General features: G+C 69.4%; 9 protein-coding genes and 1 pseudogene. 7 read left to right on the top strand and 3 right to left on the bottom strand.

Annotated elements, in window-relative coordinates; genetic code table 11:
• Window positions 1–286 precede the first annotated feature (286 nt).
• On the bottom strand, window positions 287–3,202 hold the full coding sequence (locus ACFYZ8_RS29195; protein ID WP_388538356.1) for a glycoside hydrolase family 48 protein: 2,916 nt from the start codon (window positions 3,200–3,202) through the stop codon (window positions 287–289).
• Between the two features lie 405 nt (window positions 3,203–3,607).
• Between ACFYZ8_RS29195 and ACFYZ8_RS29190 the strand changes: the two genes are divergently transcribed.
• Window positions 3,608–5,023 (top strand): cellulose binding domain-containing protein, encoded by a 1,416-nt coding sequence (locus ACFYZ8_RS29190; protein WP_388538358.1) that lies wholly within the window; start codon window positions 3,608–3,610, stop codon window positions 5,021–5,023.
• Window positions 5,024–5,107: 84 nt separating this feature from the next.
• Window positions 5,108–6,820: a glycoside hydrolase family 6 protein gene (locus ACFYZ8_RS29185; RefSeq protein WP_359036017.1), complete on the top strand. Its 1,713-nt coding sequence runs from the start codon at window positions 5,108–5,110 to the stop codon at window positions 6,818–6,820.
• A gap of 120 nt (window positions 6,821–6,940) precedes the next feature.
• Here the strand turns inward: ACFYZ8_RS29185 and ACFYZ8_RS29180 are convergent, their stop codons facing one another.
• Window positions 6,941–7,753 (bottom strand): phytanoyl-CoA dioxygenase family protein, encoded by an 813-nt coding sequence (locus tag ACFYZ8_RS29180; protein ID WP_388538360.1) that lies wholly within the window; start codon window positions 7,751–7,753, stop codon window positions 6,941–6,943.
• A gap of 112 nt (window positions 7,754–7,865) precedes the next feature.
• Between ACFYZ8_RS29180 and ACFYZ8_RS29175 the strand changes: the two genes are divergently transcribed.
• From ACFYZ8_RS29175 to ACFYZ8_RS29165, 3 genes and pseudogenes are all read left to right on the top strand, one after another.
• Window positions 7,866–8,771: a class I SAM-dependent methyltransferase gene (locus tag ACFYZ8_RS29175; RefSeq protein WP_388538362.1), complete on the top strand. Its 906-nt coding sequence runs from the start codon at window positions 7,866–7,868 to the stop codon at window positions 8,769–8,771.
• 386 nt (window positions 8,772–9,157) lie between these two features.
• Window positions 9,158–10,057, top strand: a pseudogene (locus tag ACFYZ8_RS29170) (hypothetical protein); the annotation flags it as partial.
• Between the two features lie 456 nt (window positions 10,058–10,513).
• Complete coding sequence (locus ACFYZ8_RS29165; protein ID WP_359036007.1) at window positions 10,514–11,215, top strand: SDR family oxidoreductase; 702 nt, start codon at window positions 10,514–10,516, stop codon at window positions 11,213–11,215.
• A 71-nt stretch (window positions 11,216–11,286) separates the two neighbouring features.
• On the opposite strand, the gene ACFYZ8_RS29160 is transcribed toward ACFYZ8_RS29165, so the two are convergent.
• Complete coding sequence (locus ACFYZ8_RS29160; protein WP_359036005.1) at window positions 11,287–12,123, bottom strand: aldo/keto reductase; 837 nt, start codon at window positions 12,121–12,123, stop codon at window positions 11,287–11,289.
• Window positions 12,124–12,421: 298 nt separating this feature from the next.
• Here ACFYZ8_RS29160 and ACFYZ8_RS29155 point away from each other — a divergent pair, with 298 nt between their 5' ends.
• Together ACFYZ8_RS29155 and ACFYZ8_RS29150 are read left to right on the top strand one after the other, a co-directional pair.
• Window positions 12,422–13,606 (top strand): glycoside hydrolase family 105 protein, encoded by a 1,185-nt coding sequence (locus tag ACFYZ8_RS29155; RefSeq protein WP_388538364.1) that lies wholly within the window; start codon window positions 12,422–12,424, stop codon window positions 13,604–13,606.
• Window positions 13,607–13,610: 4 nt separating this feature from the next.
• Window positions 13,611–14,402: a Tat pathway signal sequence domain protein gene (locus ACFYZ8_RS29150; RefSeq protein WP_388538366.1), complete on the top strand. Its 792-nt coding sequence runs from the start codon at window positions 13,611–13,613 to the stop codon at window positions 14,400–14,402.

The following is a 14,402-nucleotide window of genomic DNA, read 5'->3' as shown; positions in this document are numbered from 1 at the left end:
CGTGACGGCGAGCCGGCGGCTCCGGAAAGGGGGGAGTGTGGGGGGGGAAAGCGCTTTCCGTACGGTGCGAGAGGTGCCGGGCGGCCCCCAGTGCGGGAGGGGGCCGCCCGGCCGGTCGGCCCCGCCGTCAGGTGGCGGGACCTCATACGCGGAGCCTTTCAGGCGGTTCCGAGGAAACGCTGTGCACTGTGGCGCCCCTCCAGGGGCGCGGGGAACTGCGCGACCAGCCACGACGGACCCGCAGTCAGAACACGGCGCAACCCGCGGAGCGCCCGGCGGGGGCTGGTTATTCGAGAAGCTCCGCGTACGAACCCATGGCCAGGGCGATGTCCGCCTGGGCCCAGAACCGGTGGTACGTGAACGAGGGCACCGCGCCGCCGGCGAGGTACGCCTCGATCTTCGACCAGGCCGGGTCGCTCTTGTAGAACGACCGCAGCGAGGCGAAGGTCGACGACGAATTGATGGCGTCGCCGTTGGGCATGGTCCCGGTCCAGCCGCTCGGGATGTACACCGGGTCGTCGAACCGGTTGTAGTCCGCCCGGTTCTCCGGCACCGCGATGCCGAGGCTGTCCTGGTAGTTGGTCCACATGCCGTCCAGCAGCGCTTTCGCCATCGTCTTCGCTGCCGTGTCGCCCGACTTGGCGGCGTAGTAGCTCAGGGTCTTGGCGTACGCGGCGGCCACGCCGACGTCGTTGGTGTAGTCGGCGACGGTGACGTGAAGTTGGCTGTTGGCGCCGGGACTTGAGGCGTTCCAGGTGTCGGGCTGGCCCGACCACTGAAGGGTGGAGGGGATCCGGTAGGTGCCGTCGGGGTTGACCGTGGTCTTGGACAGCGCCCACTTGACCCACTTGTCGAGGACCGCCTTGGCCTGCGCGTTCCCCGTCTGCTGGTAGTACTCGGCGACCCGTTCCATCGACCACGCCTGGAAGCCGAACCACTGGTTGGACGGCGGGTCGTGGTAGACGGGCTGCTCGTCGTAGTACATGCCGTAGAACGTCGACTTGCCGGCCGGGGGAGTCGCGTAGCGGCCCGCCCAGCTGTTGGTCGCACCGCCCGCGATGGCACCCTCGTCGGACTGCAGCCAGCGGTAGAACTCCAGCTGCCGGCCCAGCGAGGTGTTCCAGTCCGCCGCGCCGGTGGCCGACTTGGGCTTCAGGTCGGCATACGAGCTCAGCGCGTACGCGGCCATGGGGTTCTGGTAGCCGCCGTGCGCGTGGCTGGATCCGATGCGCCAGGCCCAGCCCGCCGAGGTGTCGGTGGCACCGCCCCAGGCGTAGTACCAGGACAGCAGGTACATCGAGGAGTTCTTGCCGCTGCCGGCCGGGCAGGCGGCCGGGCCGACACAGTTGCCGATCTTCTTGAAGTACTTGTCGTACATCGCGTACCGCAGGTAGTCGCCCATCTTCGCGGCCTTGCCCACGGTCGCCGAGACGTCCGAGCCCTTGCCCTGCTGCTTCGCCCAGACGTCGGCCCAGTACGCGGCCTGCACCGCGCGCGCGTCGGCGTCCGGGGCGTTGGTGAACTTCCACTGCTTGGCATAGGAGGCGTCACCGGTGAACAGGTCCAGGTAGCCGTTCTTCCCGCCGTACTTGAAGGCGTCACACGTCGGCTGCGGCACCGTCTCCCACACCGACTCCTGCGCGCCGCGCTGGAAGGTGTTGATGTACGACGGCCCGGTGTCCGTCGGTCCCGCCTCGCACTTGCCGGGCGAGTTGCCGTAGCCGTAGACGTTGTCGACGTCCTGGAGCCAGTGCATGCCGTAGATGTCGTCCGTGCCGTACGCGCTCTTCAGCTCACCCGCGATCGGGTCCGAACCCACCGAGACCGAGGTGTCCAGCTTCGCCGGGTACTCGTTCGGGGTGTCCAGCTCGGGCGCGTAGGTCGCCGGCTTGGAGGCGTTGTAGAAGGAGTTGGTCGGCTGGTCGGCGTGCGTGGGGATCATGTACTTCTCCATGATGTCCCAGGCACCGTTGAACTTGGACCAGTCGCCCGTGACCTTGCCGTACATCGCCTGGAGCCACAGGAGGTAGCTGTACGCCTCCGAGGTGGTCTCGTGGCCGTGGTCCGGCGCCTCGACGATCAGCGTCTCGACCGAGTGGTAGGGGATGCCCTCGGGGGAGAAGTAGCCGTTCGCCGGGTTGGTGATCTTGCCGTACAGATCCAGGAAGCGGGCGTTGTAGGTGCCCGTCGCCGCGATCTGGGTGACATTCACCGAGGCCTTGGCGTGGCCGGTGGCCGTCGACTCGAAGGTCGCCGCTCCCGTGCCGGAGGCGTCGGCGGTGATGGTGACCGTCTGGGCGGTGTTCCAGTTCGACGGCGTGAAGGTCAGCGAGGCCCCACCGGTCACCGAGAGACCCGCGTTGCCGCCCGTACGGGCGGTCGTGACGGTCACGTTGGCCGAGGGCTGCGTCGACAGCTTCACGGTGTACGTGCCCGTCTTGCCCTGCTGGACGGCGAGTTGGGTGGCCGAGGCGACGACCGCGGGACCCGAGGCGACCGTGATGCCGACCGGCGTCGACTCGGCGGACGCGCCCAGGCTGTCGTACGCCTTCGCGAGCAGCGAATGACTGCCCACGGTCAAGCTTGAGGCCGAGAGCGAGTACGGCGAGGTCGTGTCGGTGCCGAGCAGCGTGGTGTTGTCGTAGAACTCCACCTTGCTGATGGTCGCGTTGTCCACGGCGGCGGCCGTCGCGGCGAGCGGGACCGCGGTGCCCTGGGTGTAGACCGCGCCCGCGGCCGGGCTGGTCAGCACGGTGATCGGCGGCTGGTGGGCGCCGGTGCACGAGGTGCCGTTGACCGCGAAGTTGGTCGGGGCCGTGTTGGTGCCGCTGTAGGTGAACTGCGCGCCGGTGGTGACGGCGGCGCCCGCGGCGATGTTCGCGTTGTACGAGGCGCTGTTGACCGTGACCGTCTGCCCGGACTGCGACCAGGTGCCGTTCCAGCCGTTGCTCAGCTTCTGGTTGCCCGAGTAGCCGTAGGTCAGGGTCCAGCCGTTGATGGCGTCCGTGCCGCGGTTGGTGATCGTCAGATCCGCGGTGAAACCGGAGCCCCAGTCGTTGGTCTTGTAGTCGACACTGCACTGAACTGCCGCTGCTTGTGCGGGAGTTGAAGCCGCACTCAGCATCGCGAACGGCAGTGCCATGGCCGCCACGACAGCGGTCCACAATCGCCGGACGGCCCGGCGTCTCCTGGTGGGGGGCATTGCTGGTTCCTCCTTGTGCGGCTCGGAGAAGTCAAGGCTTGAACCAGTGGGAGCGCTCCCATAGTGGGGACGGGCATTCAAGGGGTCAAGGTGCTTGAAGAGTCGAAAAGATTCGACGAATGGGGCTTCGGAAAAGTCAAGTGACCCCTCTGTTCTTTGCCGTCACTTGGCGCTACCTTCCTTGGCACCAGTGGGAGCGATTCCATCAGTCGACGCGTCCGTAACGGCGCGCTGATCTGCAAGGAGTCGCTCATGCGACACCCCCCGCGTTCAGTACGTTTACTCAAGAGGACCTCGCAGCGGACGCATCGGTCACGTCGGCCGGCCCGTTCTGCTGGGGGTCCGGGGGCAATCCCCCGGGTAAGCGCAGTAGCTGTTGCCGGCGCGGTCTCCCTCATCGGGGCCGTGACGGTGCCGGTGGTCACGGCGTCCGGCGCCACCCCTGCCTGCTCGGTGGAGTACTCCGTCACCAGCCAGTGGGACAGTGGCTTCCAGGGCTCCGTGAGGATCACCAACAACACGGCTGCCATGAGCAGTTGGAGCCTCTCCTTCGACTTCACCGGCGGCCAGGAGCTCACCCAGGGCTGGAACGCGAAATGGTCCCAGTCCGGCACGACGGTCACCGCTGCCAACGAGAGCTACAACGGCTCGTTGGCCACCGGGGCGAGCGTCAGCGCCGGATTCATCGCGTCCCGGTCCGGGAGCAACGCCGTACCGACCTCGTTCAAGCTCAACGGCACGGTCTGCAACACGGCCACCGAACCCACACCGGGGCCCACGGACCCCTCACCGGGCCCCGGTGACGGCACGCCCCCCGCTCTGCGGGTGTCCGGCAACAAGCTCGTGGACGCCGGCGGCGCCACCCGCCGTCTGCTCGGAGTGAACCGGTCCGGCGGCGAGTTCATGTGCGTCCAGGGCCGCGGCATCTTCGACGGCCCGGTCGACGACGCCTCCGTGAAGGCGATCGCCGACTGGAAGGCGAACGCGGTCCGCATTCCCCTCAACGAGGAGTGCTGGCTCGGCCTGTCCAACATCAACCCGGCCTACGCCGGTACGAACTACATCAACGCCGTCAAGGACCTGGTCGCCAAGGTCAAGGCCCACGGCATGACACCCGTGGTCGAACTCCACTGGACCTACGGGCAGTACACCGGCAACTCCGCCGGCTGCTCCGACGTACACGCCGGCTGCCAGAAGCCGATGCCCGACATGCAGTACACGCCCTCCTTCTGGGCCTCGGTGGCGAACACCTTCAAGGGCGACCGGGCCGTCGTCTTCGACCTGTTCAACGAGCCCTACCCGGACCGCGCCACCTCCACGACCACCCAGGCGTGGCAGTGCTGGCGGGACGGCGGCAGCTGCCCGGGCATCGGGTACGAGGTCGCCGGTATGCAGGATCTCGTCGACAGTGTCCGGGGCACCGGCGCCACGAACCTGATCCTGGCCGGAGGGATCGCCTACTCCAACGACCTCAGCCAGTGGCTGACGTACAAGCCGAGTGACCCGGCGGGGAATCTCGCCGCCGCCTGGCACGTGTACAACTTCAACACCTGCTCCACCGCGAGCTGCTGGAACTCCACGCTGGCCCCGGTGGCCGCCCAGGTCCCCCTCGTGGCGGGGGAGATCGGCGAGAACACCTGCTCGCACGGGTTGATCGACCAGGTCATGAAGTGGTTCGACGACCGCGGTCTGTCGTACCTCGGCTGGACCTGGAACACCTGGGACTGCTCCTCCGGACCGTCCCTGATCAGCGGCTACGACGGCACACCCACAGCGTTCGGCACCGGGCTGCGTGACCATCTGCGCGCCCTGAACGGATAGCACCCGATCGACGCACAGCACCCGATCGACGGACAACACCCGCTCAACGGACAACACCCGCGACCGAGAAGGAAACCCGCACTCATGAGTCGTACGAGAACAGCGCTCCTCGCTGCCCTGGCGCTCGTCGCCGGCGCCTCCGGGACCGCGCTCGCCGTGGCCCCGGCGGAGGCAGGCATCGCCGCCGTCCCCTGCACCGTGGACTACAAGGTGCAGAACCAGTGGGACACCGGCTTCACCACCGCCGTCACGATCACCAACAACAGCGCGGCCAAGTCGAGTTGGTCCCTGAAGTGGTCGTACGCCGGAAACCAGAAGGTCACCAACTTCTGGAACTCCAAGATCAGCCAGAGCGGCACGGCCGTCACCGCCACCAACGAGAGCTACAACGGCACGCTCGCCACCGGTGGTTCGGTCAGCTTCGGCTTCCAGGGCACCTACAGCGGCACCAATGCCGTCCCGGCCACCTTCACCCTCGACGGTGTGACCTGCAACGTCGACGACGGCGGCAGCGGGCCCACAAACCCACCGGACCCCGGGGGCGGCACCAAGGTCGACAACCCGTACGCCGGCGCCAAGGTGTACGTGAACCCCGAGTGGTCCGCGAAGGCCGCCGCGGAACCCGGCGGCAGCCGGATCTCCAACCAGCCCACCGGGGTGTGGCTGGACCGGATCGCCGCGATCAACGGCGTCAACGGCGGGATGGGCCTGCGCGCCCACCTCGACAAGGCCCTGGAGCAGAAGGGCAGCGGCGAACTCGTCGTCCAGCTGGTCATCTACAACCTGCCCGGCCGTGACTGCGCGGCGCTCGCCTCCAACGGCGAACTCGGCCCGACGGAGATCGACAAGTACAAGACGCAGTACATCGACCCGATCGCGGCGATCCTCGCCGACCCCAAGTACGCCTCGCTGCGGATCGTCAACACGATCGAGATCGACTCGCTGCCCAACCTCGTCACCAACGTCTCGCCGCGAGCCACCGCCACCGCGAACTGCGACACGATGAAGGCCAACGGCAACTACGTCAAGGGCGTGGGCTACGCGCTGAACAAGCTCGGCGCCATCTCCAACGTCTACAACTACGTGGACGCGGGTCACCACGGCTGGCTCGGCTGGGACGACAACTTCTCGGCGAGCGTCCAGATCATGAAGCAGGCGGCCACCGCCGAGGGTTCGACGGTCAACAACGTGCAGGGCTTCATCACCAACACCGCCAACTACAGTGCCCTGAAGGAGCAGTACTTCACCATCAACGACTCCGTGGCCGGCAAGTCGGTGCGCGAGTCGAAGTGGGTGGACTGGAACCGGTACACCGACGAGCTCTCCTACGCCCAGGCCTTCCGTCAGGAAGCGGTGAACCAGGGCTTCCCCTCGGGCGTCGGCATGCTGATCGACACCTCCCGCAACGGCTGGGGCGGTACCGCCCGGCCGACCGGTCCCGGTGCCACGACGGACGTGGACACCTACGTCAACGGCGGCCGGATCGACCGGCGCATCCATGTCGGCAACTGGTGCAACCAGTCGGGTGCCGGTCTCGGTGAGCGCCCGAAGGCCAGCCCCGCTGCCGGGATCGACGCCTACGTGTGGATCAAGCCTCCGGGTGAGTCCGACGGGTCCAGCTCGGCGATCGCGAACGACGAGGGCAAGGGCTTCGACCGGATGTGCGACCCGACGTACACCGGCAACCCGAGGAACAACAACAACATGTCCGGTGCGCTGCCGAACGCTCCGCTGTCGGGGCACTGGTTCTCGGCGCAGTTCCAGGAGCTCATGAAGAACGCGTACCCCGCGCTCTAGCTGGGCCGGGTGCGGTGGGGCTGCGGGTGCCGGTCCGTTGTTGCCGGTCGCGCCCGCGCGGCGGAGCCGCACATCGATACCGCCCCGCGCCCCTGGGGAGTCATGCCGCTCGGGGCCTGGTCAGTGCTCTTTTGCCAGGCCCCGGCGGATGGCGAACTCGACCGCCGAGTAGTCACCGTCCGGGCGGTCCAACTCGTTCGGCTCTGCCAGGAGCAGCGGCGGCTGGGCCATGAAGCGGGGCTTCGTGCCGTGGTGCGGCTGGGCCGCGTGGACCAGGAACGGGTGGCAGAGGTAGACGTCCCCCGGGCTGCCGGTGGCGTGGGCGAGCGGGCGATGGGCTGATGCCTTGTCCACCTTCGGGGCCAACTCCAGGAAGGACGCGCCCTGTTCGCCGTACGGCTCGAGGATCGAGGGCACGTCGAGATGGGAGCCCACCCTGATGCGGGTCGGGGCGTCGGTCCCGGTGACCTCGCTGAACAGGAACAGCATCAGCAGGGCGCGGTCCCTGGAGCGCAGGTTGGTGTGGTACATGCCGGCCGGCGCGTCCTCGGGGAGGTAGCTGCCTTCGATGTGCCAGCCCGCGTCGTCGGGTTCCTCGGTGTGCGGAAACCGCAAGGGGAAACTGCCCAGCGAGTAGCGGGAGTGCCAGCGGTTCACGCCCACCAGCAGGTCGAAGGCCTCATGCAGCACCGGTGAGTTCACGGCCGCCGCGAACGGGCCCTGCGCCATGTCGGCCACCCAGACCACGGGGTCCTTCCAGGAGGCCGGGTCCTCGGGGTCGTAGCCCGTCTCCCGCCACAGCAGCGACGCGCAGTGCTGGGCGACGCGGGGCGTGAAGGCGCCCTCGATCCTCACGAATCCGTCTTCGAGGAAGCGCTCCACCAGTTCGTCGTCCATGGGGCCATCGTGCGGGATCGGCCGGGGCGGGCGCATCCCCTTTTCTTTGCGTCTGCTTTGCCGCGTTTTTTGCTGTCGCGGCAACTTCACTGGCGTCTTCGCGGTGCGTCGGCGCACGCTGACAGCATCCCGAGGAGAGGCTGACACCATGGCGCACGATCACGGCAACCACGGCAATCATGGCAATCACGGTCACCACCACCACGACCACACCGACATCGACTGGTCCGCGCTGGCTCACCACCTGGAGACCCAGGCGGAGCTGTTCACGCCCCTGTACGAGCGGGCCCTGGCCTGGCTCGGGCACAAGCAGACCGAGCCAGGGCTGATCGTCGACGCGGGCAGTGGGCCCGGGGTGCTGTCCTGTCTGCTCGCCGAGGCGTTTCCGGGGGCCCGGGTGGTCGCCGTGGACGGGGCCGGGCCGTTGCTGGAGCGGGCGCAGGCCCGGGCCGGACGGCTCGGTGTCGCCGACCGTTTCGGCACTCTGACGGGTGAACTGCCCGGGATCCTGGATGAGTTGGACTACCCGGTCGATCTGCTCTGGGCCAGCCGCAGCCTGCACCACCTCGGGGACCAGCGGGCCGGGATCGCCGCGTTCGCCTCGCGGCTGGCGCGGGGCGGCACGCTGGCCTTGATGGAGGGCGGGCTGCCCCCGCGCTTCCTGCCGCGGGACATCGGGATCGGGCGGCCGGGCCTCCAGGCGCGGCTCGACGCGCTGGAGGAGGAGTGGTTCGCGCAGATGCGGGCGGGGCTGGCCGACGCCGTCTCCGAGGTCGAGGACTGGCCCGCGCTGATGGCCTCCGCCGGGCTGCGGCACACCGGCACGCGGAGTTTCATGCTGGACCTCCCGGCGCCGACGACCGACCGGGCCCGTGCGTACATCGCCGCGTCGCTCGGGCGGCTGCGGGACGTGTTCGGGGAGTACCTGGAATCCGACGACCGGGACACTCTCGATCGTCTGCTGGATCCCGAGGACACGGCGAGTGTGCATCGGCGGCCGGATGTGTTCGTGCTGGCGGTACACACGGTGCACACCGCTGTGCGGACCGGCTGAGGGCGCGCGTTCGCCACGGGTCGTCGGTGGCCGGTCGCGCCGTTCCCCGCGCCCCTGAAGGCGCGCGGGTGTACTCGCTGACCAGAGCGCCGCGGACGTTCCTGACACGGGTGGGGGTGAAGTACTCGGCCAGTACCCGTCGTTCGACGGTCTCTTCCGCAGTCCGGTCCCGTGGCCGGCCCACCGGGTCTCCTACGGCGACGATCCGGCCCGCCGCCAGCATGCGGGCGCGGATCACCGGGGCCCGCACCTCCGTGCCGTACAGCGTTCCCGAAGCCGCCGGGCCGCGGTCCAGGGCCAGGTCGGACAGGCGCCGTACCGAGTCCGGGTCGGCCAGTGACCACACGCGGCGGCGGGAGGGCAGGTAGAGGACCCCGTCCGCCCGGATGGTGCTCAGGGCTCGGGTGACCGCCGCGGCGTCGTCGGTGCGGCTCTCCGGGGTGCGCAACTGGAGGGTGACCGGCAGCAGCGCGAGCCCGGCCGTGGCCAGGGCGAGGGCCCGGGTCCGGCCCAGGCGGTCGAGGGCTGCACCGAGCCGCGCCCTCACCGAAGCCGCCCTCGTCTGGGACGGTTTGGGGCGGGACGCGGGCGCGCTGTACCGGGGCACGCGGCTGATCCGGGCCCGCGAGACCTTCGGCGACGACGAGGCGTGTGCGGGAGACGGCAGGGAAGGCGAACTGAACCAGCTCGAACGGGACTTCCTGACGGCGAGCGCCGAGACGTACGAACGCGGCCGCCGTGCCGCCGCCCGGGTCGCGCGCCGCCTGCGCGCCCTGACCGCGGCGCTCGCCGTGCTGCTGTGCCTGGCTGTGGTCGCGGGTGTCACCGCCTGGCAGCAGAGCGGGGTCAGCGCGCGCCGGCGGGACGAGGCCGAGGCCCGCGGCGCGGCCGAGCTGGTGGACACCCTCCGGCAGAGCGATCCGCGCACCGCGGCGCAGCTGGCGCCGGCCGCCTGGCGGGTGGCCGACCTGCCCGAGACCCGTCGGGCCCTGCGGACGGCCGGCGGCGCAGTCCGCTGCCTTCGGCCTCCGGGGCAGGCCGGTCCCGGTGAGGAACGGGGCAGGCCGGTCCCGGTGAGGAAGCCGGTGACGGTGAACGGTGAGGAGACCGTGACCGTCGACCCGGCCGGCCGCACCGCGCTGACCTCCGAGGGCTCGCTCGTGGACCTCGCGACGGGCAGACGGCCGAAGGGACTCGCCGGTGTGCGGGGCGAGGACTACCTCACCGAGGCCGCGTTCAGCCCCGACGGCCGGTACCTCGCCGCCGCCGACGTCCAGGGCCGCGTGACCCTGTGGGACGCGCGCACCTGGCGCGGACTCGCTGCCCTGAAGTCCGGCGGCTCCAACCGGCACGCACCCGCTCTCGGCTTCTCCGCCGACGCCTCCCTGGTGGCCGCCAGTGATCCGGACGGATCCGTGCACGTCTGGGAGACCGGCGCCCCCGTCCTCCCGCCCGCGATCCCGCCCGTGGGGGACGCCCCGGTACTGGCCCTCGGATTCACCCCGGACCGCGCGGAGTTGCACCTCGCCACACCCCATCTGGCCGACAGAGCACTCCCGTTGGGCCCCGGCCGGGCCGCGCACGGTGTGCGCCCGGACGCACACGGGGCTCGTCCGGACGCAGTGGCGGCGCTGGTTCCCCTCGGCCGACTACCGCCGTACCTGCGGCCCTTGACTTCGAGAACGCTCCAACTGATGTACTCCCTGCCGTTACGAGATGACGTACGAACCCAGGGGGAAGCAATGTCCGACGCACCGGTCGCGCTCATCACCGGCGGTGGCAGTGGTATCGGCGCCGCGGTCGCACGGCAACTGCTCGACGCGGGCCACCGGGTGGCCGTCACCGGGCGGGGCGAGCCACGTCTGCGCGCCTTCGCCGAGGAACTGGGCAACCCCGAGGGGCTGTTGACCTTCGTCGGCAACGCGGCCGAATACGGCGACATCCAGGCCGCCGTGGACGGCACGCTCAAGGAGTTCGGCCGGCTGGACACGGTCGTGGCCAACGCGGGCTTCGCCACCCATGACACCGTCGCCGGGGGAGATCCGGCCGGCTGGACCGAGATGGTGCTGACCAACGTGCTCGGCCCGGCCCTCCTCATCCGCGCCTCCATCGACGCGCTCAAGGAGACCCGCGGCCGGATCGTCCTGATCGGCAGCGTCGCCGGGTTCGTCCACGGCCCCGGCAACATCTACGGGGCGACGAAGTGGGCGGTGACCGGGCTCGCCGAGAACGCCCGCCGTGAGGTCACCGAGTTCGGCGTCGGCGTCACCCTGGTCGCCCCCGGCCGCGTGGAGACACCGTTCTGGGACGCCTACGGCAGCCTCCCGCCCGGTCACCTGCTCACCGCCGAGCAGATCGCCGACTCGGTCGTGTGGGCCGTACGGCAGCCCGAGGGCGTCGACATCAACACCGTCGTCGTACGGCCGATCGGGCAGCCCGTCTGACGGCGGGCGCCGCACACACCGACGGCGGACCCCTGCGACAGGGGTCCGCCGTCGGCCGTACGGCTGTGCCGTCAGGCGGCGTTGAACGTCGACGGGTCCGGGCCGAGGCGCCGGTCCTCGTTGAGCGCGCTGATCGCCGCCAGGTCCTCGGTGTCCAGGCTGAAGTCGAAGACCTCGATGTTCTCCTTGATCCGGGACGGGGTCACGGACTTGGGGATCACGACATTGCCGAGCTGGAGGTGCCAGCGCAGCACGACCTGGGCGGGGGTGCGGTCGTGCTTGCGGGCGATGGCCACGATCGCCGGGACCTCCAGGAGGCCCTTGCCGGAGCCGAGCGGCGACCACGCCTCGGTGGCGATGCCCTGCTCCGCGTGGTACTCGCGGGCCGCGTGCTGCTGAAGGTGCGGGTGGAGCTCGATCTGGTCGACGGCCGGGACGACGGACGTCTCGGCGATCAGCCGCTCCAGGTGGTCGGGCTCGAAGTTGGAGACACCGATGGCCTTGATCCGGCCGTCGGCGTGCAGCTTCTCGAACGCCTTGTAGGTGTCGACGTACAGGTCGCGGGAGGGCGTCGGCCAGTGGATCAGGTACAGGTCCACGTAGTCCAGGCCGAGCTTGTCCAGCGAGGTGTCGAAGGCGCGCAGGGTCGCGTCGTGACCCTGGTCGCTGTTCCAGAGCTTGGTGGTGACGAAGATGTCCTCACGGGCCACTCCGGAGGCGGCGATCGCCTTGCCGGTGCCCTTTTCGTTGCCGTAGATCGCCGCTGTGTCGATGCTGCGGTACCCGGCCTCGAGCGCCGTGGCGACGGCGCGCTCGGCCTCGTCGTCCGGCACCTGCCAGACGCCGAAACCCAGCTGGGGCATCTCGACGCCGTTGTTGAGGATGATCGGGGGGACCTTGCTGCTCACGAGCTCTTGATCCTTACGGTTGTCGTCAGGTGGAACTCCTATCGTCAACGATCACGGGCCGTGATGCATTCCTGACCGCGGAATCCGTCCGGACTGACCCGCCGGTCAGCAGGCGATGGCCGAAATTGGCCGGAAATGCATCCGACGTCTTCGGTACGGACCATTGACCACTGGCGGTCCTGCCGCGACTCTGGATCGCGCCAACGGGCGGAATCCTGAACTCAGTTCATGTACGTGAATCCGCGTTGGCTTTCATCCGATGTTTCCCGTGTCTCCTGACTCACGGAGAGGGAGGAACATGAAACGCCGTCGTCTGCGTTCGGCACTGACGACCCTCGCACTCGCCGCCGTGACCCTGGTCACCGTGCCGGCGGCCGCACCCCCGCCCACCGGTCCCTCGGCCGGCCCGGGCCCGGGCCCGGACCGGGACTGGTCCGTCGCCATGGTCGACTCCACCACGGCCCGCTACACGCCGAGCACCATCGGAGGCTGGTCCTACCCGGTCGGCCTGTATCTCTACGGTCAGTACCTCACCTACCGGCGCACGCACGACGCCCGCTACCTCGCGTACATCAAGAGCTATGTCGACCGGTTCGTCGGTGCCGACGGCTCCATCGGCCAGTCGTTCAACAGCCTGGACAGCATGCAGGCGGGCCGGCTGCTGGTGATCCTCCACCACGAGACGGGCGAGGCCCGCTACCGGACGGCCGCGCGCAAGATCCTCGACCGCCTCACCACCTACCCGCGCACGGAGGACGGCGGCTTCTGGCACGCCGACACCGCGAGCCGCGCCCACCAACTCTGGGCGGACGGCGTCTACATGGTGAACCCGTTCCTCGTCGAGTACGGCGCGGAGTTCGGCGAGAGCGGGAGCACGGACGCCGAGGCGGTACGGCAGCTCGCGGTCTACGGCGGCCACCTCCAGGCCGCCAACGGGCTGCTGAGACACGCCTACGACGAGTCGAAGAGCGTGAGCTGGGCCGATCCGGAGACCGGGCTCGCCCCCGAGCACTGGTGCCGTGCGGTCGGCTGGTACTCCATGGCGATCGTCGACGTCCTCGACGCCGTCCCGGCGGACCAGCCCCATCGTGCCCAACTCCTCGTGATCCTGCGCAAGCTGGCGGCCGGCCTCGAGAAGTACCAGGACCCGGCGACCGGCCGCTGGTTCCAGGTGATCGACAAGGGTGGCCGGAGCGACAACTGGACCGAGACGTCCTGCTCCAGCATGTTCACCTACGCCCTCTCGCGCGGCGCCGAGCGCGGCTACCTGGTCCCGCGCTACGCCGCCGTGGCCCGGCGCGGCTACCAGGGCGTCCTGGCGAAACTGTCGGTCGGCTCGGACGGCCGTACCGAACTCGCCGACATCTCGGTCGGCACGAACGTCGGCGACTACGCGTACTACGTCGCCCGCACCCGGGCCGTCAACGACTTCCACGGCCTGGGCGCCTTCCTGATCATGAACGAACAACTGCGAGGTGATTAGTGTCATGAGCACATCACGAAGGGCGTTGCTCGGCGCCGCGCTGGGCGGCGCCACGGCGGCCGCGGTCGGCTTGCCGCAGGCGACCACCGCCCATGCCGCCTCCTGGCAGCAGAAGTGGGCCCCGTCCGCGAGCGGAGACGGCCTGGGCGCCTTCGAGACGATCGAGGACGACCGCGCCGACTCGCACCCCGCCGGATCGCCGCACATCTACACCACCGGCAACAACTGGCGCTTCGACATGCACACCGTCGACCGCGACACCTCCACCGACCGCCAGCGCCAGGAGGTCACCGGGCTGCGCAACGGCAGCGGCGGCAACTACCTGAAGTGGACGAAGGGCCAGACCTGGCGGCTCACGTACTCGATGTACATCCCGAGCTCCCTGAAGGCGACCACCACCTTCACCCACATCATGCAGATGAAGCAGCCCGGCAGCGGCACCTCGCCGATCGTCGTGCAGTCCCTGCGCCGGGTGAACGGCAAACAGACCATCGAGCTGAAGCTCGCCATCGACGACATCCTCGTCGGCCGCACCGACCTGGACCCGCTGCACGACAAATGGACCGACGTCGACTTCCAGATCAAGGTCGGCGACGGCGCGGCCGGTTCGGTCCGCTGGATCCTGAAGTCCGGCGGCTCGACCGTCATCGACGCGTCCAAGACCGGCGTCGACACCTTCCTGGCCGACCGTGTCCGCCCGAAGTGGGGCATCTACCGCTCCCTCGGCGACACCTCCGGCTCCCTCCAGAACACCTATCTGCTGCTGACCAACCTGCGCGGCTACCAACTCGTCTGA

Origin of the sequence: Streptomyces sp. NPDC001668, from assembly GCF_042893155.1 — a bacterium.
Classification (GTDB): domain Bacteria; phylum Actinomycetota; class Actinomycetes; order Streptomycetales; family Streptomycetaceae; genus Streptomyces.
Note: the sequence above shows the minus strand (reverse complement) of the source record. Positions and strands in the feature narration are given on the sequence as shown.

What these genes read in the sequence shown, in the direction of transcription:
- ACFYZ8_RS29155 (WP_388538364.1), top strand. Translation starts at nt 12,422, where the DNA reads ATGAAACGCCGTCGTCTGCGTTCGGCACTGACGACCCTCGCACTCGCC.
- ACFYZ8_RS29165 (WP_359036007.1), top strand. Translation starts at nt 10,514, where the DNA reads ATGTCCGACGCACCGGTCGCGCTCATCACCGGCGGTGGCAGTGGTATC.
- ACFYZ8_RS29180 (WP_388538360.1), bottom strand. Translation starts at nt 7,753, where the DNA reads ATGCGCCCGCCCCGGCCGATCCCGCACGATGGCCCCATGGACGACGAA.
- ACFYZ8_RS29175 (WP_388538362.1), top strand. Translation starts at nt 7,866, where the DNA reads ATGGCGCACGATCACGGCAACCACGGCAATCATGGCAATCACGGTCAC.
- ACFYZ8_RS29185 (WP_359036017.1), top strand. Translation starts at nt 5,108, where the DNA reads ATGAGTCGTACGAGAACAGCGCTCCTCGCTGCCCTGGCGCTCGTCGCC.
- ACFYZ8_RS29195 (WP_388538356.1), bottom strand. Translation starts at nt 3,202, where the DNA reads ATGCCCCCCACCAGGAGACGCCGGGCCGTCCGGCGATTGTGGACCGCT.
- ACFYZ8_RS29150 (WP_388538366.1), top strand. Translation starts at nt 13,611, where the DNA reads ATGAGCACATCACGAAGGGCGTTGCTCGGCGCCGCGCTGGGCGGCGCC.